This is a genomic window from Streptomyces sp. NPDC111507, assembly GCF_055638955.1.
The window spans coordinates 337,708-363,885 of record NZ_JBVKBU010000007.1 but is presented as its reverse complement, the minus strand read 5'-3'; the positions used below and the strand labels follow the sequence as shown (position 1 = coordinate 363,885).

At 68.1% G+C, this 26,178-nt stretch carries 19 protein-coding genes; 10 read left to right on the top strand and 9 right to left on the bottom strand.

The genetic code is table 11. The annotated features are described in order from the left end of the window. Nucleotides 1-63 precede the first annotated feature (63 nt). The gene (locus ACZ7M2_RS28735) at nucleotides 64-1,083 is read left to right on the top strand and encodes a Gfo/Idh/MocA family oxidoreductase (RefSeq protein ID WP_471597729.1); all 1,020 of its coding nucleotides are present in this window, start codon (nucleotides 64-66) and stop codon (nucleotides 1,081-1,083) included. Continuing rightward, nucleotides 1,080-1,949 (top strand): sugar phosphate isomerase/epimerase family protein, encoded by an 870-nt coding sequence (locus ACZ7M2_RS28730; protein ID WP_471597728.1) that lies wholly within the window; start codon nucleotides 1,080-1,082, stop codon nucleotides 1,947-1,949. Before ACZ7M2_RS28735 ends, ACZ7M2_RS28730 begins: the two co-directional genes overlap by 4 nt. A gap of 95 nt (nucleotides 1,950-2,044) precedes the next feature. Here ACZ7M2_RS28730 and ACZ7M2_RS28725 read toward each other — a convergent pair whose 3' ends face one another. Both ACZ7M2_RS28725 and ACZ7M2_RS28720 read right to left on the bottom strand, forming a co-directional pair. Beyond that, nucleotides 2,045-3,490: a glyceraldehyde-3-phosphate dehydrogenase gene (locus tag ACZ7M2_RS28725; protein ID WP_403692151.1), complete on the bottom strand. Its 1,446-nt coding sequence runs from the start codon at nucleotides 3,488-3,490 to the stop codon at nucleotides 2,045-2,047. 414 nt (nucleotides 3,491-3,904) lie between these two features. Next, the gene (locus tag ACZ7M2_RS28720) at nucleotides 3,905-4,027 is read right to left on the bottom strand and encodes a hypothetical protein (RefSeq protein ID WP_471597727.1); all 123 of its coding nucleotides are present in this window, start codon (nucleotides 4,025-4,027) and stop codon (nucleotides 3,905-3,907) included. On the opposite strand from ACZ7M2_RS28720, the gene ACZ7M2_RS28715 reads away from it, so the two are divergent. From ACZ7M2_RS28715 to ACZ7M2_RS28700, 4 genes are all read left to right on the top strand, one after another. Next, nucleotides 4,028-5,458: a family 2B encapsulin nanocompartment shell protein gene (locus ACZ7M2_RS28715; RefSeq protein ID WP_471597726.1), complete on the top strand. Its 1,431-nt coding sequence runs from the start codon at nucleotides 4,028-4,030 to the stop codon at nucleotides 5,456-5,458. Next, nucleotides 5,455-6,513 carry a family 2 encapsulin nanocompartment cargo protein terpene cyclase gene (locus ACZ7M2_RS28710; RefSeq protein WP_471597725.1) on the top strand — a complete coding sequence of 353 codons (1,059 nt, stop codon included), beginning with the start codon at nucleotides 5,455-5,457 and terminating at the stop codon, nucleotides 6,511-6,513. Before ACZ7M2_RS28715 ends, ACZ7M2_RS28710 begins: the two co-directional genes overlap by 4 nt. An 83-nt stretch (nucleotides 6,514-6,596) precedes the next feature. Further along, a complete protein-coding gene (locus tag ACZ7M2_RS28705; protein ID WP_471597829.1) occupies nucleotides 6,597-7,472 on the top strand; it encodes a geranyl diphosphate 2-C-methyltransferase in 876 nt (291 codons plus the stop codon). A 96-nt stretch (nucleotides 7,473-7,568) separates the two neighbouring features. After that, a complete protein-coding gene (locus tag ACZ7M2_RS28700; protein ID WP_471597724.1) occupies nucleotides 7,569-9,134 on the top strand; it encodes a DUF1254 domain-containing protein in 1,566 nt (521 codons plus the stop codon). Between the two features lie 52 nt (nucleotides 9,135-9,186). Here ACZ7M2_RS28700 and ACZ7M2_RS28695 read toward each other — a convergent pair whose 3' ends face one another. The 3 genes from ACZ7M2_RS28695 to ACZ7M2_RS28685 form a co-directional block, all read right to left on the bottom strand. Beyond that, nucleotides 9,187-11,277 (bottom strand): FUSC family protein, encoded by a 2,091-nt coding sequence (locus ACZ7M2_RS28695; protein ID WP_471597723.1) that lies wholly within the window; start codon nucleotides 11,275-11,277, stop codon nucleotides 9,187-9,189. Nucleotides 11,278-11,595: 318 nt separating this feature from the next. Then, nucleotides 11,596-12,810, bottom strand: coding sequence for a carbohydrate-binding protein (locus tag ACZ7M2_RS28690; RefSeq protein WP_471597722.1), 1,215 nt, complete (start codon nucleotides 12,808-12,810; stop codon nucleotides 11,596-11,598). Between the two features lie 199 nt (nucleotides 12,811-13,009). Then, nucleotides 13,010-13,630, bottom strand: coding sequence for a DUF3159 domain-containing protein (locus ACZ7M2_RS28685; RefSeq protein ID WP_471597721.1), 621 nt, complete (start codon nucleotides 13,628-13,630; stop codon nucleotides 13,010-13,012). Nucleotides 13,631-14,520: 890 nt separating this feature from the next. Here ACZ7M2_RS28685 and ACZ7M2_RS28680 point away from each other — a divergent pair. After that, nucleotides 14,521-17,439 (top strand): AfsR/SARP family transcriptional regulator, encoded by a 2,919-nt coding sequence (locus ACZ7M2_RS28680; RefSeq protein WP_471597720.1) that lies wholly within the window; start codon nucleotides 14,521-14,523, stop codon nucleotides 17,437-17,439. A gap of 46 nt (nucleotides 17,440-17,485) precedes the next feature. Here the strand turns inward: ACZ7M2_RS28680 and ACZ7M2_RS28675 are convergent, their stop codons facing one another. Continuing rightward, nucleotides 17,486-18,859, bottom strand: a complete 1,374-nt coding sequence (locus tag ACZ7M2_RS28675) for a hypothetical protein (protein WP_471597719.1) — start codon at nucleotides 18,857-18,859, stop codon at nucleotides 17,486-17,488. Nucleotides 18,860-19,133: 274 nt separating this feature from the next. On the opposite strand from ACZ7M2_RS28675, the gene ACZ7M2_RS28670 reads away from it, so the two are divergent. Together ACZ7M2_RS28670 and ACZ7M2_RS28665 are read left to right on the top strand one after the other, a co-directional pair. After that, nucleotides 19,134-19,532: a DUF6234 family protein gene (locus ACZ7M2_RS28670; RefSeq protein WP_471597718.1), complete on the top strand. Its 399-nt coding sequence runs from the start codon at nucleotides 19,134-19,136 to the stop codon at nucleotides 19,530-19,532. 522 nt (nucleotides 19,533-20,054) lie between these two features. After that, nucleotides 20,055-21,950 (top strand): multicopper oxidase family protein, encoded by a 1,896-nt coding sequence (locus ACZ7M2_RS28665; RefSeq protein ID WP_471597717.1) that lies wholly within the window; start codon nucleotides 20,055-20,057, stop codon nucleotides 21,948-21,950. A 147-nt stretch (nucleotides 21,951-22,097) separates the two neighbouring features. Here the strand turns inward: ACZ7M2_RS28665 and ACZ7M2_RS28660 are convergent, their stop codons facing one another. Continuing rightward, nucleotides 22,098-22,919: an alpha/beta fold hydrolase gene (locus tag ACZ7M2_RS28660; protein WP_471597716.1), complete on the bottom strand. Its 822-nt coding sequence runs from the start codon at nucleotides 22,917-22,919 to the stop codon at nucleotides 22,098-22,100. 33 nt (nucleotides 22,920-22,952) lie between these two features. Next, entirely contained in the window at nucleotides 22,953-23,618 is a 666-nt protein-coding gene (locus ACZ7M2_RS28655) for a DUF4097 family beta strand repeat-containing protein (RefSeq protein WP_471597828.1), read from the bottom strand. Nucleotides 23,619-23,853: 235 nt separating this feature from the next. On the opposite strand from ACZ7M2_RS28655, the gene ACZ7M2_RS28650 reads away from it, so the two are divergent. Then, nucleotides 23,854-24,609: a helix-turn-helix domain-containing protein gene (locus tag ACZ7M2_RS28650; protein WP_471597715.1), complete on the top strand. Its 756-nt coding sequence runs from the start codon at nucleotides 23,854-23,856 to the stop codon at nucleotides 24,607-24,609. 136 nt (nucleotides 24,610-24,745) lie between these two features. Here the strand turns inward: ACZ7M2_RS28650 and ACZ7M2_RS28645 are convergent, their stop codons facing one another. Continuing rightward, complete coding sequence (locus ACZ7M2_RS28645; RefSeq protein WP_471597714.1) at nucleotides 24,746-25,912, bottom strand: MBL fold metallo-hydrolase; 1,167 nt, start codon at nucleotides 25,910-25,912, stop codon at nucleotides 24,746-24,748. Between the last annotated feature and the right edge of the window lie 266 nt (nucleotides 25,913-26,178).

Here is a 26,178-nt window from a genome sequence, read left to right as displayed (position 1 = left end):
GGACGCGCTTCTCCTGACCCTCTTCCGACTCATCTCCTGACCCCCCTCTTCAAGGAAACGACCATGACCGTACGTGTAGGTGTCATCGGTGCCGGAATGATCGGCCAGGACCACATACGACGACTCACCGAGGCCGTCACCGGCGCACGCGTGAGCGCGGTGACCGACATAGACCAGGCCCGCGCCACCGAGGTGGCCGCCCGCGTCGGCGCGGACGCACTGCCGACCGGTGCCGATCTGATCGCCTCCCCAGAGGTGGACGCCGTTCTCGTCACCTCCTGGGGCCCCACCCATGCCGAGCACGTCCTGAACGCCGTCACGGCCGGCAAGCCGGTGTTCTGCGAGAAGCCCCTCGCCACGACCGCCGAGGACTGTCTGCGTATCGTCGAGGCCGAGCGCGCCCACGGCCGTCGGCTCGTCCAGGTCGGTTTCATGCGCCGCTTCGACGTCGGCTACCGCCAGATGAAGGAGGTCCTCGCCTCGGGATCGATCGGCGCCCCGCTGATCGTGCACTGCGCCCACCGCAACCCGACCGTGCCGGAGTCGTACACCTCCGTGATGGCCGCGCAGGACACGGCCGTGCACGAGATCGATGTCCTGCGCTGGCTGCTCGACGACGAGATCGTCTCCGCCCAGGTGATCACCCCACGCGCCACCGGCAAGCGGTTCGCGCACCTCAAGGACCCGCAGATCATGCTCTTCGAGACCGCCCACGGGGTCCGCATCGACCTGGAGGTCTTCGTCAACTGCCAGTACGGCTACGACATCCAGTGCGAGACCGTCGGCGAGGAGGGCCTGGTCCGGCTGCCCGACCCGGCCGCCGTCGGGGTCCGTACCGCCGGACACCACGCGACCGCCGTACCGCAGGACTGGAAGGGGCGTTTTGCCGACGCCTTCGACACCGAGTTCCGCGCATGGGTCGCGGCCGTCGGCACCGGCAGCGAGCCTACCGGCCCCTCCGCCTGGGACGGCTACGCCGCCACCGTCATCACCGACGCCGCCGTCCGCTCCCTGGAGTCCGACGGCACCGTCGTCACCGTGGACATGAAGCCCCGCCCCGCCCTTTACGGAGGCGCCGCATGAAGATCGCCCTCGACCCGTACATGTTCCGCGCCCTGCCGCTCGACGAGATGGTCCGCACGGTCGCCGAACTCGGCTACCGATACATCGAGTTGTCCCCGCGCGACGACTTCATGCCGTTCTTCCTGCATCCACGGGCGGACGACGAGCGTGTGGCCGACTTGAAGAACTCACTGCGCAGGCACGGCGTCCAGCTCTCCTCCGTACTCCCGCTCTACAAGTGGTCCTCGCCCGACGAGACCGAACGGCAGGCCGCCGTCCGCTACTGGAAGCGGATGATCGAGATCGCCGCAGAGCTCGAATGCCCTTTGATGAACTCGGAGTTCAACGGCCGCCCCGACCGAGCCGCCGAGAGCGAGGCCGCCTTCTGGCGTTCCATGGAGGAACTGCTCCCCGTCTTCGAACGCGAGGGCATCGCCCTCAATCTGGAGGCGCACCCGGACGACTTCTGTGAGGAGAACACGCCGGCGGTCGACCTCGTTCGCGCCGTCAACAAGCCCTGGGTGAACTACCTCTACTGCGCCCCGCACTCCTTCCATCTCTCCGGAGCCTCGGACGTCGGCGCGGACATCGCGGCGATGATGCGCTACGCCGGCGGCAAGCTCCACCATGTCCACATCGCCGACTCCTTCAACCACAAGGGCTCCTCCGGCCTGCGCTACATCCTCAACCCGCCCGGCACCACGGCCCGCATCCACCAACACCTCGACATCGGCCAGGGCGAGGTGGACTGGGACGCCTTCTTCGGCACACTCCGGGAACTGAACTTCGACGGTGTCGCCACCGCGTGCGTCTTCGGCTGGGAGGAACGCGCCGAGGAATCCTCCGCGTTCATGCTGGACCGCATCAGCAAGGAACTCTCCGCGTAACGCGAGCGACGCACCGTGCCCCGACGGTCGGAGGACCGCCGGGGCACGGTGGGAGCGGAGGGCAACTGAACGCCGACCGGGAGAGGCCGCCGCGATCAGACCGCCGGGGCCGGGTAGGTCGGGTACTCCACGCCGGAGACGTGCTGGACGACGCGGACGACCTGGCAGGAGTAGCCGAACTCGTTGTCGTACCAGAGGTAGAGGATCGCGTTGTCGCCTTCGACCTTGGTCGCGCCGGCGTCGACGATCGAGGCATGACGCGAGCCGATGAAGTCGCTCGAGACCGCGTCGGGGGCGCTGATGAAGTCGATCTGGCGCTTGAGCGGCGAGGTCAGCGAAACGTCACGGAGGTGGTCGAGGACTTCCTCGCGCGTGGTCTCGCGGGCGAGTTGCAGGTTGAGGATGGCGATCGACACGTCCGGAACCGGGACGCGGATGGAGCTGCCGGTGATCTTCGCCTTGAGGTCGGGCAACGCCTTGGCGACGGCGGAGGCGGCACCGGTCTCGGTGATGACCATGTTGAGCGGCGCCGAACGACCGCGGCGGTCGGAGTTGTGGTAGTTGTCCAGCAGGTTCTGGTCGTTGGTGAACGAGTGGACGGTCTCCACATGGCCGCGCAGAACGCCGTACTCGTCCGCCATCGCCTTCAACGGCGGGACGATCGCGTTGGTGGTGCAGGAGGCGCAGGACATGATCTGCTCGTCCGGCTTGATCGTGTCGTGGTTGACGCCGTGGACGATGTTGGGAACGTCGCCCTTGCCCGGTGCGGTCAGGACGACCTTGGCGATGCCGGGGCGAAGGTGCTGGGACAGACCCTCGCGGTCACGCCACCTGCCGGTGTTGTCGATGAGGATGGCGTCCTTGATGCCGTACTCCGTGTAGTCCACCGACAGCGGGTCGTCGGAGTAGATCACCTTGATCTCGTTGCCGTTGGCGACGATCTTGCTGTTCGCCTCGTCGACGGTGATCGTGCCCCGGAACTGGCCGTGAATGGAGTCACGCCGCAGCAGCGAGGCGCGCTTGACGATGTCCTGGCCGGCACCCTTGCGGACGACGACGGCACGCAGCCGCAGCCCGTTGCCGGAGCCGGCCTTCTCGATGAGCAGGCGGGCGACGAGGCGGCCGATGCGGCCGAACCCGTAGAGGACGACGTCGCGCGGCTCCTGGCGCTCGATCTTGTTCACGCCCGTGGCGCCGGCCACGGCCTCGGCAGTGAACTCCGCCACCGACAGACCACGGTCGTCGGACTTGTAGGTCGCGGCGAGCATGCCGATGTCGATCTGCGACGGGCCGAGATCGAGCGTGGTGAGAGCCTGCAGGAACGGCAGCGTCTGGATGACCGAGAGTTCCTCGCCGGCGATCTGCCGGGCGAACCGGTGGGTCTTGAGGATGCTCACCACCGACTTGTTCACCAGGGAACGGCTGTGCAGCAGGACCGTGACGTCCCGCTCCCGGTGCAGCTTCCCGATGATCGGGATCATCGACTCCGCGATCTCCTCGCGGTGGTTCCAGTTGGTGAACGAGTCGTCATTGACAGTCACAGATTCATCTTTCGAGCTAGGTGGCGCTCAGATGGTAGCCCGACGCACTTTTGATCATTCGAGCGGGGCCACCTGATCAAGAGGAACGCCCAGCTGAGACGCTCATACGCCCTCGCGCCGGTGGCGCGGGTCCCGGCGACCGGCGTGCGAGCGCGCCCTCATGGCCGGTCTGCCTCGCGCAATGAATGCCCACTTCGAGGGCACGAATGCGCCCCTTTCACGCGGTTCCGACCGCCACCGGTGACTGTTTCGCTTGACATGGGGCGCGCGCTGCCCACCTGCCCGGACCGTCACGAGGTTGCTGTCCTGGCGCCCACCTCCCCGGAATCCGTCTTCGACCCCCACCGCCTCCGTGAACCCACGCCGCTCGGCTTCCGACGCGTCGTCGGGGCGCCCCTTCGACACGGGTTCAGGTCAGACGTCGTCCATGGCCGGGCAGCAGGAGCCCTTGCCCGAGGCGTACGGCGTCGACACCCCGCCTTGTTCGCTGATCTTCGTGCGTTTCCACCCGCGCCCGCTCACGTATCGGGAGGACATGTGACAGTCCCGGAAAGCTCCCCAGACAGCGCCGCCGAGCCCACCGCCGACGGACCACGGTCCACCAGTCTCAGCACCGACGCGGCACGTCAGCTCGCCACCACCACCAAGTCCGAACCTCAGATGCAGGCCATCACCTCACGATGGCTGCTCAAGATGCTGCCTTGGGTGGACGTCAAGGGCGGCGCCTACCGGGTGAACCGGCGACTCCAACTCCGCGTCGGCCGGGGCCGGGTGCAGTTCGAGCAGAACGGCGCGGACGACATCAGGGTCATTCCCGAGACACTGACCGAGCTGCCCGCCCTGCGCGGCTACTCCGACACCGCGGCCCTCCAGGAGATCTCCTCACGGTTCAGGGTGCGTGAGGTGCGTACGGGCCAGGTCCTCTTCGACGCCGGGCAGCCCGTCACCGAGGCCTATCTCGTCGTCCACGGCCGGTTCACCCGCTACACCACCGGCAAGTACGGCGAGCAGGAGGTCACCGGAGTCATCTCGGACGGCGACGGAATGGGGGACGAGGCCATCGGCCAGGCCGACCCGCTGTGGTTCAGCTCGGTACGGGCCGAGACTCCGGGCGTGGTGCTGGCACTCAACTGGGACACGCTCCTGGCGTTCGTGGAGCGCACCCCGTCGCTCGCCGCCCAGCTGGACGCCTTCGCACAGCAGCAGAGCAAGCCCATGAACCGCAAGGGCGAGGCCGACGTACCCGTACAGGCCGGGCACGTGGGCGAACCGGTCCTCGCCGGCGGCTTCGTCGACTACGACCTCGCCCCGCGCGAATACGAGCTGTCCCTGACCCAGACCGTCCTGCGCGTCCACACCAGGGTCGCCGACCTCTACAACCATCCGATGAACCAGACCGAGCAGCAACTCCGGCTGACCATCGAGGAGATCCGCGAGCGCCAGGAGTGGGAGCTGGTCAACAACCGCGAGTTCGGTCTGCTGCACAACGTCGACTACGGCCAGCGCGTCAGCACCTTCTCCGGTCCCCCCACGCCCGACGATCTCGACGAACTGCTGTCGATGCGCCGCAAGACCCGGCTCTTCCTGGCCCACCCGAAGGCGATAGCGGCCTTCTTCCGGCAGTGCAACCGGCGCGGGCTCGTGCCCGGCACCGTGAACCTCGACGGCCACGAAGTACCGGCGTGGCGCGGCGTTCCGCTCTTCCCGTGCAGCAAGATCCCGATCAGTCCCCAGCACACCAGCAGCATCATCGCGCTGCGCACGGGAGAGAAGGACCAAGGAGTCGTCGGCCTGCACCAGACCGGCATCCCGGAGGAGTACGAGCCCGGTCTGAACGTACGGTTCATGGGCATCGACAGCACCGCGATCATGAGCTACCTGGTCACCGCCTACTACGCGATGGCCATCCTCGTACCCGACGCCGCGGGGATCCTGGAGAACGTCCAGGTCGGACGGACCGCGGAATGAGCACACCATCGGCTTCCGGATCGCCGACGCGACTGCCCGGGCCGCCCCGCCTCGTCCCCCTCACGCAAGCCCGGCGGACCGGGGCGATCCCCGGGCTGCGCCACCGGCCCGCCGCGCCCGCGGACCCGGGGAAGGCAAAGGAGGTCGACCGCAGGCTGGAGGCCTGGGTCCGTCGGCTCGACGCGTTCCCGAAGGCGTGGACGGGGGACTTCGCGGGGTTCCAGTTCGGCCGGGCCGTCGTACTCCAGCATCCGGGCGCGGCCGACCTCGAACGTCTCACCGTGGCCGGCAAGCTGCTGCTGGCCGAGAACCTCGTCGACAACTGCTATTGCGAGGAGGACGAGGACAGGGGCGGCTCATCGCGCGGCCTCGGCGGCAGGCTGATCAGGGCCCAGTCCGCGCTCGACCCCTTCCACTCCACTCCCGAACTGGAAGCGCGGTGGCGGCGCGGCATACAGGCCGACGGGCCACTGCGCTCGTATCACGGGGCCCTCAAGGACTACGCCGTCTTCGCCACCCCGAGCCAGACCGACCGGCTGGTGCACGATCTCGCCCGGCTGCATCTGGGCTATCTCGGTGAGGCCGCCTGGGCCGAGATCCGGTACGTGCCACCGGTCTGGGAGTACCTGATGATGCGGCAGTTCAACAACTTCCGCCCCTGCCTGTCGATCGTCGACGCCGTGGACGGTTACGAGCTGCCCGAGGCCCTCTACGTCCGGCCCGAGATCCAGCGGATCACCGCACTCGCCGGCAACGCCACCACGATCGTCAACGACCTGTACTCCTTCACCAAGGAACTGGCCAACGATCCCAGCCATCTCAATCTGCCTCAGGTCATCGCCGCGAACGAACGGTGCGGGCTGAAGGCCGCCTTTCTGAAGGCGGTCGAGATCCACAACCAGGTCATGGAGGCGTTCGAGGAGGAGGCGGCGGCTCTGTCCGCCACCTCACCTCTCGTCGAGCGCTACGCCAGGGGCCTGGCCGCCTGGGTGTCCGGCAACCACGAATGGCACGCCACCAACACCCACCGCTACCACCTGCCGAACTACTGGTAACGCCCTGCCGCCCGGCCCGTCGTCCACCGCGCCACAAGGAGTCACCTTTGCCCATCACCGATGCCGGTACCGCGGCAGCGCCGATGCCGACCCAGGCCACCTGCCAGTCGACGTACCAGACCCGCGTCGCGGACTACTGGAACGCCGAGGAGAACCCGGTCAACCTCGAACTCGGAAAGATCGACGACCTCTACCACCACCACTACGGCATCGGGGACGTCGACTGGTCGGTACTCGACGCGGGCCGGGACGGGGGCGGAGACGGGGACGACGCTGCTCTGCGCCGTGACCGGATCACCGCCGAACTGCACCGACTGGAACAGGCACAGGCCGACCTCCTCGCCTCCCATCTCGGCCCTCTCTCCCGCGCCGACCGCGTCTTCGACGCAGGCTGCGGGCGCGGCGGCGGAAGTGTGGTGGCCCATCTGCGGTACGGATGCCACACCGACGGCGTCACGATCTCAGGGAAACAGGCCGACTTCGCCAATGCCCAGGCCCGCACTCGGAACATCGACGACAAGGTCCGCTACCACCACCGGAACATGCTCGACACCGGCCTGCCCTCCGGTGCGTTTGCGGCTTCCTGGAACAACGAGTCCACCATGTACGTCGAACTCGACCTGCTGTTCGCCGAGCACGCGCGGCTGTTGCGCCGCGGCGGACGCTACGTGACGATCACCGGCTGCTACAACGACGCCTACGGGCGGGCCTCCCGGGAGGTGTCTCTCATCAACGCCCACTACATCTGCGACATCCACCCACGGTCGGAATACTTCCGCGCCATGGCCCGCAACCGCCTCGTCCCCGTCCACGTCCAGGACCTGACCGCCGACACCATCCCCTACTGGGAACTCCGCAAGCAGGCCGACCACCTGGTCACCGGCATCGAGGAAACGTTCCTGAGCGCCTACGAGAACGGCAGCTTCCAGTACCTGCTCATCACGGCTGACCGCGTCTGACATCTGCGCCGCGTTGGCGCTCCTCCGGATGCGACCTATGGTGAGAAGTGGTGCAGAGGCTTCCCATTAGGTGTTCACGACGGGGAGGACATGATCATGTCCGAAGCCACACATGCCACACATCACCGCCCCCTTCGGCGGACGCACGACGATGGCGCGGGCGTCACGACCACCATCAACCGGGCAGCGAGTGCCGCGGGCGCCGCCGGTCGGGCCGCGGCGGATGCCGTACGGCACCCCCAGGCCGTGGTGGAGCGGCTGCGGCATCTGCCTCAGGCGCTGCCGCTGGTGCGGCAGGCGGTGACACCCCTCCTGACCGGACGAGTGCGTGACTGGCGTGGGGAATACGCCTACACGTTGGGTGAGCAGGCATTCGTCTACGGTTTTCCGTACATCTACAACGCCAGGCTGCGCCACCAGTGGGTGACCCAGCCGCGTGACCCGGCGACGGTGCCGTACGCGGCGGTCAACCATTTCTGGCACGCGCAGCGGCTGCTGGACGCCTCGTACCGGGACGGCGGTTGTCCGAACAACGACACCCTGTACTCGACCGCGTGGGTCAACCTGCGCAGCGAGCCGGTCATTCTCTCGCATCCGGACATGGGTGATCGCTACTTCTCCTTCGAGCTGATGGGCATCACCTCCGACAACTTCGACTACATAGGTCAGCGCTCCACGGGATCCGAGGCCGGCCACTTCGCGATCGTCGGTCCGGACTGGAGCGGGAAGCTTCCCGATGGTGTGCGCCGTGTCGCGACCGCGCCGAGCCCGTGGATCCTGATCCTCGGCAGGACGCTGGTCGACGGCGAGGACGACGTGCCGAACGTACAGACGCTCCAAGCTCAGTACCGGCTCACTCCGCTCAGCTTCTTCGGCAGCGGCGGCGGCCCCGTTGACCCGGCGCTGCTCCCGGCGAGCCATGAGGTGCCGGCGCCGGTGGACCCCGCGCAGGATCCCCTCGGCCCCTGGAAGACGCTCAACGCCATGCTGGCCGAGAACCCGCCACCGGCACACCACGCGATCCTGCTCAAGCAGTTCGCCGAGGTCGGCATCGGTCCCGGTCTCGACGTCGAGGCCCAGCCCGAGGCGGTGAGACAGAACCTCATCCGAGCTGCGGCTGTCGGCGTGCCGATGCTCAAACAGCAGATGCTCAGTGGTGAGTGGGCCCATGTGGTGAACGGCTGGCGTTATCCGCCACCGCAGATGGGCCGCTTCGGCGACGACTTCGTCAAGCGTGCCGCCGACCAGTCGTTGGCGGGCATCATGGCCAACGATCCCGACGAGGCGGTCTATCTGCTCAACTACGACGACGCGGACGGCAACAAGCTGTCGTCCGGCCGGTACGCGCTGCGGTTCGACGCGGGCGCGATGCCGCCCGTCGATGCCTTCTGGTCCCTGTCCGCGTACGGCGACGACATGAACCTGATCCCGAACCCGGCCAACCGCTACTCGGTCGGGGACCGCACGACCGGGCTCGTCATGGACCCTGATGGCGGTCTGACCCTCCATCTGCAGTCCACATCACCGGGAGAGGACCGCGAGTCCAACTGGCTGCCCACACCCGAAAACGGCACCTGGTTCGTGATCCTGCGCATGTACCGTCCGCACCGCGAGGTCGTGGACGCGGTATGGGAATGCCCGCCGCTCACCCGCGTCGAGTGACCTGACTGGTCCGCGGGCCGGAATGGATCGTTGCCGCGTGGCCTTGTCGGGATCAGGCCTTGGGGCCGACGGAGTCTTCGATGCGGGCGAGCTGGTGGTCGATGGCGGTCAGCCACACTTCGAGATCGATGAGTGTGGGCAGGGCCGGGTGGTGCTCCGGCAACGGTGGGCCGGCGGGACTCCGGCCCGGCACGGGGCGTTCGTCGGTGGTGAAGTACGTGGCGATGCGGTCGGCTTCCGTCGTCAGCTCGGCGGCCGTCCCACGGACCCATGCGCACGCGTCGGGCGGCACATCGGCCAGGGGCACATCGAAACAAGGAAGCCGCTGGGCACCGAGCACCGTGTGGTACGCCACGACGAGCACCCCGTGCCAGTCCGCCTGGGCGCCCTCCCAGGCGGTGGGTGGCTCGCTGCGGAACTGCGCATAGGCGGACTCCGCCAGACGCAGATGCCGCAGCGTCGGCAATGTCGCGGGCGCAGACGGAGCGGTCGACGGGGCCAGTAGCGCCTCGACCGTGGCGGGTACCAGCGTCCCGCACGAGCGCAGCAGCCCCGCCATGGTGCGGTGAACCTCTTTCCGTGCCCCCGCCGGCCAGGCGAGCAGCCCACACAGGAGGCCGATGAGACTGCCGGTGACGACATCGACGATGCGGGCTTCCGACAGTCGCCAGCCGGTCGGGGTGATCTGGGCGAAGGCGAGGGTGACCACCAGCGTGAACAGTCCCTGTGCGTAGGCGATTCCGAGCCGCGGGCCCAGAGCGAAGGCGATGAGCATGCCCGGCACGAGCAGGACGGCGTAGGCATCCAGGTGCCGGCCGAGGGCGATGAGCAGCGCACCTGCCGCGACCGCCCCCACCAGGTTGCCGATCAGGGCCTGGCGCACGGCCCGCCAGGTGGCGCCGACCGTGGTACGCCCCAGCGTGAGGACCGTGAGGAGGACCCAGAATCCGTGCGTGAGGTCGAGGGTGCCCGCGACAAGACGGGCGAGGGCGAGGCCGCACGCGACCCGTACCGCGTTCTGGAACCACACCGAGCGATGCGTCGCGTTGCCCACGATGCGACGCGCCCACAGCTGCGTCGTGGGCAGGTCGGCGTACCAGAAGAGTTCGCGGGGCCGGAGAGGCGAGGTTCTGCGCCCGGTGGTGGAGACACCCACGGCTGTCACCGCGATCCACGTCGACTCGGCCAGTGTCAGCTCCGCCGCCTGTCGCCGCAGGACGTCGGTGTCCGCACCGGGCTCCCCTTGGTCGGCCGCACGGCGGATCCGTTCCGCCTGGAACTGCCGGATCGCCCTGTCGAGCGCGTCGGCCGTCGGTGGCCGCTCACCGGCACGCAGGGCCGCAGCCGTGTCCTCGCACGTCCGCGCGACGCGTTCGCGGAGCGCGGCGGACGATCGATCCGTGCGCGGTGTCGTGCCAGGGGGCGCGGACGTCGTGCTCCGCGACGCCAACTGGTCCAGGACCCGGCGGACCGCGGCTCCCGCCTGCGCCAGGGCCCGGTCCCGGCGCCCCGGGCCGGTCGGGCGCTCACCTGGGGAAACCTGCGACAGCCGCATCCCCTCGCTGAGATCACGCAGCCTCGCGACGGAGACACGAGCCGGATGGACCGCTGCCGCGGCGGCCGTCTCCAGCGCGTCGGCAAGCACGATCCGGTAGCTCGTGGCAGGTGGACCGGACAGCACGAACACCTGGCACAGGGAGAGGAGTACGACGCCCACGGCCACGCCTGTCAGCCGGGCGCCCAGCGTCTGAGGGGCGTACGGCGGGAAGCAGGCCAGGATGTAGAGGAGTTGGAGACCGGGGGCGGGGCCCGCGGTACGAGGTCCGGCCACCACGGTGAAACTCAGCAGGAATCCGACGATCAGCATGCCGGTCACGGCGGCCGCCGTGCTCACCGCGAGTGCCGTGCCCAGCGCGACGAAGACCACTCCGAACGGCAGGGTCCGCAAGGTGATCCATGCCTGTTGCCGGCCGGTCCCGGGAATGGTGGACAACAGGCCGAGCGCGATCGGTGTGAACAGTGCGTACAGTGCCGCTACGGGTTGGTGAAGGCCGTACAGGAACGTGTAGAAGCCGACGCTCGCCGAGCAGGTGACCTGAATCGACCGTCGTAGGATCGCGGCACCGCCCGGCCCCGGCGTCATGCGTGCTCGCCGCCCGCGCCGGTACGTGCACCACGAACGGCCCCTGACGGCAATGGCGGCTGTCCGCGCATGGCGACGTTCCTCTCGGCAGGCACCGCGTGTCCTCGGCGACCGGGCCTCTGCCCATTTTCGTCCCTCTGAAGGGCCGGCGCACGTGGTGGCGGCCCTGATCGGCGCACGGTCACGCACCAGGCACTGAGCTCCGGGCCGCGCGGCGCCCGGTGGGCGGGGCACCTCACGGGCCCCGCCGAACCGGTCCGGCAGACCTCAGGCGGTCGGATCGTCAGACGGTCAGGTCGTCGTCAGACGGTCAGATGGTCAGCAGGCACCCTCGTCCTGCCAGACGCCCCAGTCGGAGGCGACGGGGGTCTCGTTCTGAGTCCACCACTTGGCCTTCCAGTTGTGGTTGTTGTACGACACCTCGTTGCCGACGGTGTAGACCGCGGTCGAGCTCCAGGCCGGCTTGCACCCGGTGCTCGGGGGCGTGGGCGTCGGCGTCGGGGTAGGAGTCGAGGAGGGCGGCGTGGCCCCGGCGAACTTCACCGAGTACTTGGCGAAGTCCCAGGAGTTCTGCGCCACGCTGGAGCAGGTGCCCGAGGTCCGGCCACCGTTGTCGGCCGGGGTGCACTGACGGTCGCGGTTGAGGGACCAGAACGTGAAGCGGTCCATGTTGTGGCTGGTGGCGTAGTCCAGCACGGTCTGGAAGTCGGTCTGAGTGAAGAACTCGCCGGCGTCGCTGCGCCCGTTCATCCCGGAGAAGCCCTCGTGAGCGTAGGCGGTCGCCTGGTCCCATCCGAAGGTGGACTGCAGGATCTGGTTGAAGTTGGTCAGCGCGCTGGTCTGCGACGCCGCGCCGTTGAAGCCGCCGTCGAACGGCATGATGGAGAAGTTGTTCGGGGTGAAGCCCTGTGACTTCGCCTCCAGCAGCATCTGCTTGCCGAACCAGCCGGTGCCGTCAGCGGTGCCGGCGGTGGTGACGGAGACGTAGAGTCCGGGGTTGTTCTGCTGGAGGATCTTCGCGGCGCCGATCTCGTTCTTGATGGCCGCCGTGTTCTCGTACTCCGGCTCTTCGAGGTCGAAGTCGATGGCGTGCAGGCCGTACTTGGTGATGACCTGCTGGTATGCCGCCGCCGTGGCAGCCGCGTCCGAGCACACCTGGCCGAGCTTGGTGCCGCCGTACCCGCCGATGGAGACGGAGACATCGCCGCCCTTGGCACGGATGGTGTTGACGACCGACTGCACGGCGGTGTCCGAGGAGACCGCGGCCGTACCGCCCCAAGTGGGGCTGCAGCCGCCGCCGTTGGGGGCGAGGACGAAGGCGAGCTGGAACGCCTTGAGGCCGGTGGCGTCCATGATGGTGGCCGGGTCCGGCGGGTCGTTGTCGAGCGGCATCAGGTAGGGAGCCGCGGCGTACCAGCGGTTGCTGAGTGCGGAGGTCGCGCCGGAAGCGCTGCCCGCGACCAGTGCGGTCGTGCCCGCTGCGGCGAGTCCAACGGCGGCTGCCGCGCCCAGACATGCGCGAAGACGTCTCACTGCGTGCCTCCAGGAGGTGGGGGAGAGTCGCCCCAGCTTCCTGCAGGTGTTGAGTCCATGCCAATAGATTGGCCTAGACCAGATAACTCTTGGACTAGACCATACGATTGCTTTACCTCTCCCCCGCTACGGGAGGAACCGAACGCGGTGAGACGTCACGGTCGACGCACGCGAACTGCGGAGCGTGGCCTCCGCCGGGTCAGCCCCGCGCCTGCGCCCTGACATGTGCCGGGTACCACTTCGTGAAGCGGATCGCCGCGACCAGCAAGGCGATCGGGATGACCCAGTTGAGCCAGTCCGACCCCGACTTCACGTGCAGTGCGAGCAGCCCCAGCAGGGCCGTGACCAGGAACACCCCGCCCCACACCGCCGTCAGGATCCTGTTGGTGCGCCGGAACAAGGGTGTGTCCCAGTACTGGCGGGGCACCGACTCACGTGCGTACTGCTCGGTGAATGGTGTGAAAGCGAGGGAACCGAGCGCCACGACGGCGATCACCCCGTTGGCCAACGTCTGCGCGTAGGTCTCCAGCCACATCAGGTCCTGACGGTCCACCGCGAGCCCGAGTACGAAGATGACGGCGAAGAACACCAGACTCGCCGCCTCCAGAATCTTGAAGCTCCCGCGCCGCAGGTCGGGCACATTGAACACCAGGGCCGCGATGAGCGCTGCCAGTGCGGCGTACTTCCACGTACTGGGGCTCGCCACCACGTCGAAGATGATCCAGGGGGCGAAACCGAGGAACACACTGTTGGTGCGCAGGGCTTCGCCGTTGGACACATCGGCCTGTACATCGGCCGCCGGCATTCCGGACGGCGTCATTCTGGGCGGCGTCATTCTGGACGGCGGAGACTCGCCGCTCCCCGTCGCTCCGAGTCCTCGATTCGCATCGGGTTGAGCCATCGGACACCTCCGCGGATGGCGCCTCCATGTCGGAAACCGAGAGCGCGAGGAAACCCCCGGCCGGGCGCTGAGGCGAGGACCTCTGCTTCTCATGCTGCGACCGCCCCCACCCCGCCGCATCCGCTGCGGAAGTCCCCCGGTGTCGCTGACCTGGTCGATCATCGGACCCGATGGCACGGCGCGGCGCGGTCCCACCGTCGTGGCCGGGGTCGACGAACCCATGGTGATCAACGACATGGCGATGACGAGCCGCTTCCTGGGACGAGGCCTTCTGGCTGTGGCACACCGTCGACGCGCACGACTCGTGACACCGGCCCAGCGAGTCGGACGGACCGGACCCGACGGTGATGCTCCACTACGTACAGTGGCACCGGTTGACACTCAGTGACTCCGAACGGTCGGGATCGGGCCGAGCGGCCGACAGGGAGAGCGACAGCGATCTGCCACGAGCCGTGATCGATCCGGCCGCCGGGACCATGCGGCGCAGGCTGCTCGACGACTCCCACGACGCGTTGCGCTGGTACGACACCCAGGGCGCCGCGGGCTCGTGGCTGAATGACGTACGCGTCGGACGGGACGGGCCTGCTGCTGGTCTTCGCGGTGCAGGAATCGGAGTCGGGCCCGGTGGCGCCCGTACGGATCCCGGTGCACGTGCACGCTAGGCCTGCGCGGCTGCCGGCTGCCGACGGAGGAGTGACCGCACGCGCGGCCCGGAATTCAGCCGATGCCGGAGGCTTCCAGGACACTGCCGTATGCCGGTCGTCCTACACGTAGGCGTCCCAGCGGCGTGACGTAGGGTGAGCGCCGGGGTGGAAGACCAGAGGGGGCATGAGGTGGCGCCGGATCCGGTGCGGTTCGCGGTACTCGGACCGGTTCGGGTCTGGCGGGCGGGGACGGAGCTGCACCTCGCGCGTCCACAGGAAAGGGCGCTGCTGGCACTGCTGTTGGTACGGGCAGGTCAGCCGGTCTCCTTGAACGAGATCGTCGACGTCCTGTGGGGCGGGCGTCCGCCGAACACCGCGGTCAATGTGGTCCACCGGCATGTCGGGGCACTGCGCCGCCTGTTGGAGCCCGGCCTTCCCACCCGGGCGACGGGCCGGTGGCTGCTCCGGGACACGGGTGGATACCGACTGGTGGCCGACAGTGACTCTCTGGACCTGTTGCGCTTCCGTGCCCTGCGAGTCGAGGCCCGGCGGGCCGCCTCGGACGGAGCATCCGCACGGTCCGTGGACCTCCTCACCGAGGCGTTGTCGCTGTGGCAGGGGCCGACGGCCCACGGAATCCCCGTGGAGGCGCGCGCACACGCGGCGTTCGTCTCACTGGAGGGCGAGCGCCTCGCGACCGTGAAGGAGGCCGCCGATGTGGCGCTGCGTGCGAACGTGCCCGGTGTGGTCCTCCCCCGGCTCCGGGAGGCCGCTGCCGACAGCCCGTTGGACGAACCGCTGATGGCCCGGCTGATTCTCGCTCTTTCGGCCACCGGTCGACGGGCCGAGGCGCTCAGCGCGTACCTCACCGTGTCGAACCGTCTCGCCGACGAGTTGGGCATCGATGCTGGACCGGAGCTGCGCGACGCCCACCAGACGGTGCTGCGCGACGCGGCATCCACGGCGGCCGGGCCCGCAGGTGGCGCCTCCGAGGCGCGCACCGCCAAGGGTCCAGCGCCCTCGGACGTCGTCGGTCCGCGAGTGGCCTCCCTGCCCGTGCCCGCGCAACTGCCGCTCGATCTGCCGACGTTCACCGGCCGGCGGGCCGAACTGGCCGAGGTCCTCGCACCGCTGTCGAGCGAGGGGCGGCCCGCCGAAACAGTGGTGATCAGTGCCATCGGCGGCATGGCCGGAATCGGCAAGACCACGCTCGCCGTGCACTGGGCCCATCGGGTCGCGGATCGCTATCCCGACGGGCAGCTCTACGTCAATCTGCGGGGCTTCGACCCCTCGGGGGCCGTCATGCGTCCCGACGAAGCGGTCCGCGGTTTTCTGGACACGCTGGGGGTACCACCGGAACGCGTCCCGCACGGTCTGGACGCCCAGGCCGCGCTCTACCGCAGCTTGCTGGCCGGACGCCGGTTCCTCGTCCTGCTGGACAACGCGCGGGATTCCGATCACGTGCGGCCGCTGCTGCCCGGCACGCCCGGCTGCCTCACGATCGTCACCAGCCGCAACCAGCTCTCCGGTCTGGTGGCCGCTCATGGGGCCCAGTCCCTCACCCTGCGTCCGCTCGGCACCGACGAGGGACGGGAACTCCTCACCCGCCGTCTGGGGGCCGAGCGGGTCTCCGCCGAGCGGGAGGCGGCGGCGGAGATCACCACACTGTGCGCCGGGCTACCACTGGCCCTGGCCTGCGTCGCCGCCCGCGCGGCCACCCACCCGCACTTCTCGCTGTCGGCCGTCGCCGCCGAGCTGCGCGAGGCCCATGGCAGTCTCGACGCCTTCATCGAGGCCGACACGTCGGCCGATGTCGGCGCGGTCTTCTCCTGGTCCTCCCGCGCCCTCTCCCCCGCCGCCGCCCGCCTCTTCCGACTGCTCGGACTGCATCCCGGACCTGATGTCACCGCGCCGGCCGCGGCCGCCCTGGCCGGGCTCGCGGTACGGGAGGCGCGGCTGCTGCTGACCGAGCTCTCCCGTGTGCACCTCATCAACGAGCACGCCCCCGGCCGGTACGCCTTCCACGACCTGCTCCGCGCCTACGCCGCCGAACTGGCGCACACCCAGCACAGCGAGGCCGAGTGCCGGGTGGCCGTGAACCGGCTGTTCGAGCACTATCTGTACACGGCGCACGCCGCCGGTCGGCTGATCGCACCGTACGTGGACACCATGCCGCTCCCGCCTCTGCCCGAAGGGACCCTCCCCGAACCACTCGCCGACGACGAGTCGGCCCTGGCCTGGCTCACGGCCGAGTACGCGGTGCTGCTCGCCGTCATCGACGCGGCCAGGAGCTCGGGATCGGACCGCCTTGTCTGCCTTCTCGTCTCGTCCCTTGAGCGGTTCTTCGACCGACAGGGGCACTGGCACGACTGGGCGACCGCCCAACGGACGGCACGCGACGCCGCGCTGCGGCTGTCCGACCCCGTCGTGGAAGCTCACGGCCTGCTCGGACTGGCCCGGGTTGCGGGCCGACTGGGCCTGCGCGACGAAGCCGCTGCCCACCTCGACCGTGTCCTGGAACTCTTCACCGAACTCGGAGACGACACCGGACGGGCCTACGTCCACCTGAGCCTCGGCTGGGAGGCCGAGCAGCACGGTGACCTCCCCGGCGCCCTCCGGCACGATCAGCTGGCCCTGGATCTCTTCCGGGCCACTGGCCGACAGGCCGCGCAGGCAACCGCCCTCAACGCGGTCGGCTGGGACCACGCGACGCTCGGGGATCACCAACAGGCCCTCAGCCACTGCCTCGAGGCCTTGACCATTCAGCGGGATCTCGGAGACCACATCGGCCAGGCCGCCACCTGGGACAGCATCGCCTACGCCCACCACAATCTCGGCGACCATCCGCAGGCCCTCACCAGTTACCGCAACGCTCTCACCATCTTCCGGGACCTGGGCGTGCCGTCCGAGGAGGCGGGAACCCTCGTCCGCATCGGTGACACGCACCGTGCGAGAGGCGACCACGAGGCCGCCCGAGCCGCCTGGCACAGCGCCCTCACCCTCTTCGACGAACTCGCCCACCCCGACGCCGAGAGGGTCCGCGCCCGGCTGGATGAACTGGGCAAACCGCTCGGTGAGGCGTGACGGAACATGTGCCCCGGGAATCGCCGTCCCGGGGCACACGTTCCGGTCAGCTGAGTGAGTTGTCTATCGAGGTCAACGGCACGGAGAACAGCACCCGTTGCGGAATCGCGGTGTCGGTTCCTGTCCAGTGACCTGTGCTGTCGGCCGCCCATTCGGTGAGCGTCCACACCCGGCCCGTACTCCACCAGTAGGACATGCTCTCGGTGTGCTGGCCCCAGCAGGCGTATGTGATGTCCTGCCCGCAGTTGGCTGCCGCCGTGGCTCCGCCGGTGTTCTGCCGCCACAGGATGCCGTGCTGGCCGACACCACCGCGCGCGTCGTCGACGTAGAAGTTCGGCGTGCCACCGTTGGTGGCGCTGTGCGAGAGCACGCCCTGCAGCCCGACGGCGTTCGTCTCGTACGCCTTCGAGGCGTTCACGTGGCTGCTGCTGTCGGTGGCGAGGTAGCCGGGCTCGGAGCTGAAGTCGTACCGCCAGATGCGGGCCGGCTGCGTGCCGCCGGAGGAGAACCACTCGGTGGCGACCAGGCTGTCCGGCACGCTGCTGCGGTCCAGCGAGATGGAGCCGAAGCACGGCCGGGAGTCGTCGTTGGCCGAACTACAGGCCCCGCCGGCGAGGCTGTAGGAGCCGATGGCCGGCATCACGTACTGGTAGCCGTCCGCCGACCATCCGCCACTCACCTTGCCGACCGCGGAGCTGTTGACGGTGGCCTGGAGGATGCGCTTCATGTCGAAGATGTACATCACGTTGTTGTCGGAGTCCTGCTCCCACGACGTGACGATCAGCTTGTCCTGGTACCAGACCATGCCGCCCATGTGGGACTTGAGCGCGCGGTAGTCGGTGCCGCCGTTGAGCGGGATGACCGGCAGCACCCAGCGGTATTTGAGGTTGTTCGGGTCGTTGGCGTCGATGAACGCGATACGGCCCATGTGGTCGGTGGTGGTGGTGCCGTTCTGTCCCCACCCGGACAGGATGACCTTGTTGGTGCCCCACACGCCGTCGTTGTCCGCGTCACCGGAGGAGGTCACGGACTGCGGCAGCCAGTCCTGCGTCACCGCGTCACCGGTGTCCCAGCAGTACGCGGACTCAGCGGTCGGTTTCACCGGCAGGGCGGCGGTCTCGGTGCTGTTGCAGTTCGCCGCGTTCCGCATCGGGTGGTTGGCACTGGCGAGGACCTGGTCGACCCCACGGGACGTACCCATCTCGCTCGCCAGATTGTCGAGAGAGGCCGTCGGGACGCGGTGCTCGACCAGTTGGAGCTTCGACAGCTCCGAGGACGAGGTGATCGTGGTCAGCTTGTTGGGGTTGTCGCCGGGAGCCGCCTGAGCGGTGCCCGCCGACACCAACAGCATGGCCACCGCCAAATACGCGGTGGCCGCAGCGGGTCTCAGACCCTTTTGGAATATTCCATTGATCTTCACCAGACAGATGCTACGGCGTTGTTGACCACGGTCCTCGGCGCTCACAGACGGAACTTGACCGTTCGTCAGGTCACATCCCCGCGTCCGGATCGGCCGCTGCCATAGAGGTCTTACAACGTGCCCTCAGGTAAGCGAGTTGACACGACAGGCTCTGAACGACTCGGCTGTGTCGTCGAGTCGGGGCAGAGCGCCACTCCTCACCTGCCGCTTTGCCCGACCGGAGTTGAGTACGGGTACTCATGCGCACCACGACCAGCCGCGGCACCCTGCAGCCATGACCGACACCCTTCCAGCCCCGGAACGCCGACGCCCCTGGTCGCACCCCACACGCCGGGGCGTGGACCTCGCCCTCGCCATCCCGCTGCTCCTGTTGGAGACCGCGTGGCTCGTGCTGGACTGGATATATGGCTACGGCCTGGAGGTATGGGCGGCGCAAGGCGAACAAACACAGATCGACGCGGCCGGGCTCGCGCACATCGGGCGGGTACGGATGCTGCTGATCGCCGTACTCGTTCTGGCAGTTCTCGCGGCAGTCTTTCGTGCCCGCTGGACGGTGATCGCGCACCTGCTGGTGGCCCTCCTGGCAGGCGGATCGCTGACGGCGGCGCAGCACGAGTGGGACCACAGCCACACCCCGCCACCCGGATGCGTCCGCTACAGCGCGAACTGCTGAGACCGCCGGGCGTGCATCAAGCCGTGTTGTCGCCTCTTGACGTCGCCTGGCCGGCGCCGACGACCTGCGGAGGGAGCGCTCATCCGCGACCCGCCTATCCGTCTCATGGTCGCCGATGCGCGCGGCCGTCCCGGCGCCGCATCCTCCGGTCCCGTTTCCGTGCGGCTCCACGACCCGCTGGGTGGTCGAGCGCTTCAACTCGCGCGCAGCAACATGTGCTTGAGGCGACTCCGAAGCTCATTCTGAAACGATCAGTCGGCCGCACAGTCCGTCACGCAGCCGAATGGGACGCGCCAGAAGAATGGCGCATGTATTCAAATGGCGTACGTATTCAGATTTGCGGTAATAGTTTGATTCCGATTCCGACGCCTTCTGATTTACTGCCGAGATCGGCTCAATGAGTGGCCTTCTCAGAACCGACTGGCGTGCTGCACTTACGCTCCGAATAAGCCCCTGTATTCCTTGGATGCTGCGTGAGGCGACGGAAGGACAGGGACGATGATTGAGCGAAGGAAATTCCTCATGGCCGGTGGCCTGGGGGCCGCGGCCATGTTTCCAGGTGGTGTTCTGGGAACGCGGGCGTATTCCGCGACGGCTCACCCGCCGGCAGGGTGTGAGGACCCCTCAGGGACACCGAACACCCCTCCGCTGAAGAGGTTCGTCGACCCGCTGCCCAGGCCGCTGACAGCCATCTCGGATCCTTCCGTCTATCCGGGCGCCGACTACTACGAGTTCACGATGCGGCAGGGCTCATGGCGCTTCCACCGGGATCTCGCGCCGTCACCCGCGTGGGGCTACTGGGCCACGAACCCGCACGATCCTCACAAGCCGATCGGCATGGGCTATCTCGGGGCTACCATCAGCACGACCAGGGACCACCCGACGGTCGTCAAGTGGCGCAACGAGCTGCCGACCACCCACATGTTCCAGAAGGTGATCGACCAGATTCGCCACAAGAACCCCCTGGTCGCCCCGGTCCCTCCGCCTCCCTACAAGTACGTCAAGCAGTTCCCCGATGACATCAACGTGTGGAACGTCGTACACCAGCACGGCGGTTACACAGCACCACAGTCCGACGGCCTGCCTGAGCAGTCGTTCAGCCCGAAGGGCTTCCATGCCGAGGGCTACACCACCCTGGACCCACGCCGGGCCAAACCCAACGAAGCGATCTACGGCTACACCAACCACGACCATTCGTGCATGCTCTGGTATCACGATCACGCCATGGGGATGAGCGCTCTCAACGTCTATGCGGGCCTTGCCGGCCTCTACCTCATTCGTGACCCCGCCGACGAGCGGCTCGGACTGCCGCAAGGCGAATTCGAGGTCCCCCTCATCCTGCAGGACCGGACCTTCAACCGGGACGGCTCGCTCGCGTACACCATGGTGGACAGGGAAGGCGAGGACACCCCGGTCGTCAACGGGAAGGCATACCCTTTCCTGGACGTCGAGCGGCGACGCTACCGGCTGCGCATTCTCAACGCTTCGAACGAGCGTTTCTGGCGGCTGAAGTTCGACGTAGACCCCAGAGACGCACTTCATGAGCCCCCACTGCCGTTCTGGCTGATCGGCACCGACGGCGGCTTCCGCGCCCCGCTGCAAATGCTGGACTTCCTGATCAGCCCAGCCGAGCGGTACGACCTGATCGTCGACTTCAGTCAGGTTCGCGCGGGCACGAAGGTCAGATTGACGAACTACCCGGGAACGCAGGTCCACTTCCCCGGCGTCCCCGGCTGCGGACCGGAAATCGCGGACATCATGGAGTTTCGGGTCAAGCCATTGTCCGGAGACAGGGACAGGACGACGCCGCCCGAGAAACTCGGGCTGCAGGCGGTCGCACCCATCAAACCGAAACCACACACCCGTCGGCGGGAATGGGTCGTGTACCAGCACAAGCTCTTCAGGACGATGACGCTCAACGCGGTGCCCTACATGGAGCCGTCCCAGGACTTCATCAAGGAGGGCTCGACCGAGATCTGGGAGTACATCAATCCCAACCACGACGCCCACCCGATGCATGTCCACCTCGTCAACTTCCAGGTGCTGAACAGGCAGCCGATCGACGCGGCCCACTACCAGGCGGATTACGAAAAGTGGATCTACCATGGCCGCAAACCAAAGGACTACCCGGTGTTGGCCAACTATTTCACCGGCCCACCGATTCCGCCGAACCCGGACGAAACGCAGTCCTACAAAGACACGGTCAAGGCCCCTGCGCAGATGGTGACCAGAATCATCATTCAGGAATTCGTCCCGCCCAAGGATGACATCGCGTCGATTCCGCACAGCGGCGCCGAGCTCCCGGCGACGTACATCCACCACTGCCACCTCCTCGAACACGAGGACGACGACCTGATGCGCCCGTGGACGATCGTCGGCCCCGACGGCGGCCACAGCGGTGGCGGCCACAGCCACTGACGGGATCCGATCGACCCGCGTGTGCCGGTCCGCGCCCGAGGGGCCCGGACCGGCACTACTGATGAACAGGCCGAGACCTACGGGAAGTTCGCCGGCACTTCTCCCCGCGCTTCCGTGACCCCCTCAACGTGCTCGGCCGCTACGGCTTCACCCCGTCCGCCCCGCGCGATCGAGGGCGGCGACCTCGCGTACGGCCTCGGCGATGGACGGGAAGTCCTTCTTGAGGATCGCACCGTGGTTGCCGGCGACCTTCGCGCCGATCCGTATGTTCGGGTTGCGGGCGATCACCGCATCGAGACCGGTGCGTATCCGTTCCTGCTCGTCACCGCGGCTTCCGAAGGACGTCCCCGAAGCGACCACGTACCGCACCGGGACGGTGATGTCGTCCAGCACGGGGCCCAGCTCGCGCTCGCGGGAGAGCCTGCCGAGCTCGATGTTGCTGTTCGCCTGCTGTTCTGCGGTCATCCGCGGGGCCAGCCCCGTCGGGCGCAGCAGCGGCAGGAACCAACCCATCCGCCGGAACAGCTTCCGGATCCGCTGCTCCATGGCCTCGTCGAGCCAGTCGTACGGGAACGCGCCGTCGACCAGGACCGCGCCCAGGGCACGCTCCGGATTCCGGCGGGCCCAGTGCGCCCCGACGACCGCCCCGTAGGACCAGCCCACCACCAGCGCCCGGTCCACACCCCTGGCCGCGAGAACGGCATCGACGTCCTGGACGGCTGCCTCGAAGGAATAGTCCGCCGAACGCTTCGATCTGCCGCGGGCCCGCTCGTCGTAGGTGATGTGTCGCCACCCCGTGCCCAGTTCGGCGATGACCCGCCGCCAGTACCCCTGAGTGGCGAACTGGCCATTGAGGTAGACCACGGGGATACCGGGACCGCCGGTGTCGGTGACGGCCAGGGCCGTGTCGTCGACCGACACCATGCCGGTCCACTTCGAACTGATCGAGGAAGTGCTGTTCTTCGTCATGTGTTCCCCCTGGCTGGTTCCGGTTCAGTTCGTTCAGAGGCTGCGGGCGGTGATGTCGCCGCGGGAGGTGGTGGCGCGGATGTCGAGTTCGGCGGTGCCGTCGTTCTTGAGCGCGTTGCTGACACGGCCGTAGCCGGTGCCGGCGTCCAGGGCGGCCGAGACGCCGGCGGCGGCGCCGACCGAGATGTCGCCGGACTGGGTGCGGAGCACGACCGTGCCGCGCACGGCCTCGGTGATCCTGATGTCGCCCCGTGCGGTGCTGATCTCCGCGGAGCCGCCCAGCCGGCCGACCTCGACGTCGCCGTCGATCGCGGTGAGGCGGACACTCGCGGCCTCGTCGATCTTGATCTGGCGGTACGCGCCTTCGAAGGCGATGTCGCCGAGGCGTCCGACGCCGCGGAGCTCGGCGCTCGCGGCCTTGGCCTCGATGCGGGAGCCGGCGGGCAGTTGGACGGTGACTTCCAGGGAACCGGAGGGGCCGAAGAGCTGGTTGCTGGAGGTCGAGGCCGTGATCCGCAGGACGCCGTCGGCGTAGGCGACTTCTGTCTGCTCAGCGGCCTTGGTGTCGCGGCTCTTGGAGGGGTCGGCGGGCCGGACCTCGACGGTGGTGTCGGCGCGGTCCGCGGCGATGAACTGGACGCGTCCGGCGGGGATGTCCAGGACGGCGGAGATCGGGGCGGGGGTGTCGAACTTCTGCATCATGCTCTCCCGTGCTCGCTCGTTGTTTCTGACATCGGAAACGCTACGTTGCTTTCAAGGAGCTGACAACGAGCTCGTTGCATAGAATTGACATCTATGCAGGTAGGTGCCTAGAAATTGTTGCAACGGTTCTGACAGGAACGCAACGGCAACCATCCTGGTCATTGCAATGGGTAAGACGTGAACGCTACAGTGGGGGCAGAGACCGCCACGAAGGACCACCGAGGAGATTGCGATGCCGGGAGGCAGGCTCACCCAGCAGGAACGCCAGCAGATCGCGCTGGGGCTGGCCGACAGCCTCCCCTACGCCGAGATCGCCCGACGCCTCGACCGTCCGACCTCGACGATCACGCGTGAGGTGATGCGCAACGGCGGCCCCACCGCCTACCGCGCCGACCTGGCCCACCGCGCCACCGAGCGCCGCGCCCACCGGCGGAGGCCCGCCTCCTCCCGAGGGCCGGAGTCGGTTGCCCAGCCGCACGGACGCGACGCCGAGGCCGTCGCCGAGTACGAGGAGACGCTCACCACCGTCCTCATGGCCTCGGGCATGACCAAGATGACGGCCCGGGTACTGACCTGCCTGTTCATCACCGACGCGGGCAACCTCACCGCGTCCCAACTCGCCCAGCACCTCCAGGTCAGCCCGGCGTCCATCTCCAAAGCGATCACCTTTTTGGAGAGCCAGAGCCTCGTCCGCAGAGAACGCGACGAACGCCGCCGCGACCGCTACGTCGTCGACGACGAACTCTTCTACCAGGCGACGATCGCCAGCGCCCGGGCCAACGACCAGCTCGTCGAAACCGCACGCCAAGGCGTCGCCGTCCTCGGCCGAGACACCCCCGCCGCCACCCGCCTGGAGAACATCGCCCGCTTCCTCGACTTCATCAGCGAAAGCATCACCCGCGCCGCCGAACAGGCCCGCGACGTGCTCCATTCCAGACCCGAAGCAACCTCGAACGACACCGCCCCATCAGGTCCGGACCACGGATAGACAAACCCTCTCGACATCAGGTTCCACCGCAGCGGCCGTCCGCTACAGGGTGCGGAAGTCTCCGCGCGGGCGCCCGCGCGGCTCAAGTCGATGCAGGGCCGCGAGACACCGCTCGCGGCCCTGTTGTGCGTCGGAGTTACGGCTGCTGCTGAGCCGGTGCGGGGCGAGCGCCCGCCGGGCGGCGGGCCTTGGAGACGGTCGAGGCCGCGTCGGACACGGGCGCCGCCACCGCGCGCCACCACGGGGCTTGGGGCAATTCGCCGCCAGGTTCGAAGGGTTGACCCGGTATGGGCAGGGCAACCCGAGCACCTGCTTCAGCAGCGGCCGCGTACGTACGCTCGGCAGGCTCCTCCCACGGATGCGGGGCCAGGTTGAAGGTGCCCCAGTGGATCGGCAGCAGTACACCGTGCGGCTCGCCTCCGCCCAGGTCGAGATGGGCGCGGAGACCCTCCTCCGGTGTCATGTGGATGTCCGGCCAGAAGTCGCTGTAGGCGCCGATCTGCATCATCACCGCGTCGAACGGACCGTGTGCCGCCCCGATTTCGGCGAAGCCGGGAAAGTAACCCGTGTCCCCACTGTGGAAGACCTGGTGCCTGGGACCGGTCGCCACCCAGGATGCCCAGAGCGTACGGCGGTGCAGCGCTCGTCCGCAGAAGTGCCGGGCCGGTGTGGCAGTCAGTGTCAGACCTGCGACCTGAGTCGACTCGTGCCAGTCCAGCTCCGTGATCCGTTCGGGTGCGACTCCCCAGCGCTCCAGGTGCGCCCCCACGCCCAGCGGGGCCACGAACTGGGCGCCCGTGCCGACGAGAGCGCGAATGGTGGGCATGTCCAGATGGTCGTAGTGGTCGTGGGAGATCACCACCACGTCCACGGGGCCGACGTCCTCAAGGGGCAGCGGGACCGGGTGGAGTCGTCGGGGTCCCGCGAAGCCCACCGGTGAACACCGATCGCCCCATACCGGGTCGAACAGCAGCCTTGCGCCATCGATCTCGGTGAGAACGGTGGAGTGCCCCGTCCAGGTCAGTCGCAGATCGGATTCCGGCGCCGCGTCGGGTCCCGTGAGGGTCGGTCGGTGCAGGGGGATCGCCGTGGCCGGCCTGCGACGGACGCGATCGGCGCGGTGGACGTTCGTCCGAGCCAAGTCGAGCGCGGAGCCGGAAGCCATGGTCAGGGTGGCCGTCGGATTGCGGAAGCTGCCGTCGGCGTACTGAGGAGATGCCTGCATGCGCTCCAGTCGTGCACCGGTGGGGATGCCGCCGAAGGCGGCGGGGCGAAGCAACCGCCCGAGGCGCGGCAGAGGCATGAGAGGTCTCCGTAGTGATAGCCGGGTGGGCCGAGGCCGAGGTGAGACGGAAGGTTCACTGTCGACCTGCCGCCTCGACGAACAGCCCTCGGGGTTTCCGCAGGATCTGCGACGCTGAATGTAGTCACTGGAAACAATGATGTCAACGACAACAATGATGCCAGTGTCTACATCTTCTGGGCATGACCATTCGGCCCGACCTCAGGGCAGTGCAGGAGCTTTGCGGTCTTGGCGGCGAAGACCACCTACGGCGCGAGACAGTTCAC

What these genes read in the sequence shown, in the direction of transcription:
- ACZ7M2_RS28730 (WP_471597728.1), top strand. Translation starts at nt 1,080, where the DNA reads ATGAAGATCGCCCTCGACCCGTACATGTTCCGCGCCCTGCCGCTCGAC.
- ACZ7M2_RS28670 (WP_471597718.1), top strand. Translation starts at nt 19,134, where the DNA reads ATGACCGACACCCTTCCAGCCCCGGAACGCCGACGCCCCTGGTCGCAC.
- ACZ7M2_RS28695 (WP_471597723.1), bottom strand. Translation starts at nt 11,277, where the DNA reads ATGACGCCGGGGCCGGGCGGTGCCGCGATCCTACGACGGTCGATTCAG.
- ACZ7M2_RS28710 (WP_471597725.1), top strand. Translation starts at nt 5,455, where the DNA reads ATGAGCACACCATCGGCTTCCGGATCGCCGACGCGACTGCCCGGGCCG.
- ACZ7M2_RS28720 (WP_471597727.1), bottom strand. Translation starts at nt 4,027, where the DNA reads ATGTCCTCCCGATACGTGAGCGGGCGCGGGTGGAAACGCACGAAGATC.
- ACZ7M2_RS28685 (WP_471597721.1), bottom strand. Translation starts at nt 13,630, where the DNA reads ATGACGCCGTCCGGAATGCCGGCGGCCGATGTACAGGCCGATGTGTCC.
- ACZ7M2_RS28655 (WP_471597828.1), bottom strand. Translation starts at nt 23,618, where the DNA reads ATGCAGAAGTTCGACACCCCCGCCCCGATCTCCGCCGTCCTGGACATC.
- ACZ7M2_RS28665 (WP_471597717.1), top strand. Translation starts at nt 20,055, where the DNA reads ATGGCCGGTGGCCTGGGGGCCGCGGCCATGTTTCCAGGTGGTGTTCTG.
- ACZ7M2_RS28645 (WP_471597714.1), bottom strand. Translation starts at nt 25,912, where the DNA reads ATGCCTCTGCCGCGCCTCGGGCGGTTGCTTCGCCCCGCCGCCTTCGGC.
- ACZ7M2_RS28650 (WP_471597715.1), top strand. Translation starts at nt 23,854, where the DNA reads ATGCCGGGAGGCAGGCTCACCCAGCAGGAACGCCAGCAGATCGCGCTG.
- ACZ7M2_RS28700 (WP_471597724.1), top strand. Translation starts at nt 7,569, where the DNA reads ATGTCCGAAGCCACACATGCCACACATCACCGCCCCCTTCGGCGGACG.
- ACZ7M2_RS28705 (WP_471597829.1), top strand. Translation starts at nt 6,597, where the DNA reads ATGCCGACCCAGGCCACCTGCCAGTCGACGTACCAGACCCGCGTCGCG.
- ACZ7M2_RS28660 (WP_471597716.1), bottom strand. Translation starts at nt 22,919, where the DNA reads ATGACGAAGAACAGCACTTCCTCGATCAGTTCGAAGTGGACCGGCATG.
- ACZ7M2_RS28735 (WP_471597729.1), top strand. Translation starts at nt 64, where the DNA reads ATGACCGTACGTGTAGGTGTCATCGGTGCCGGAATGATCGGCCAGGAC.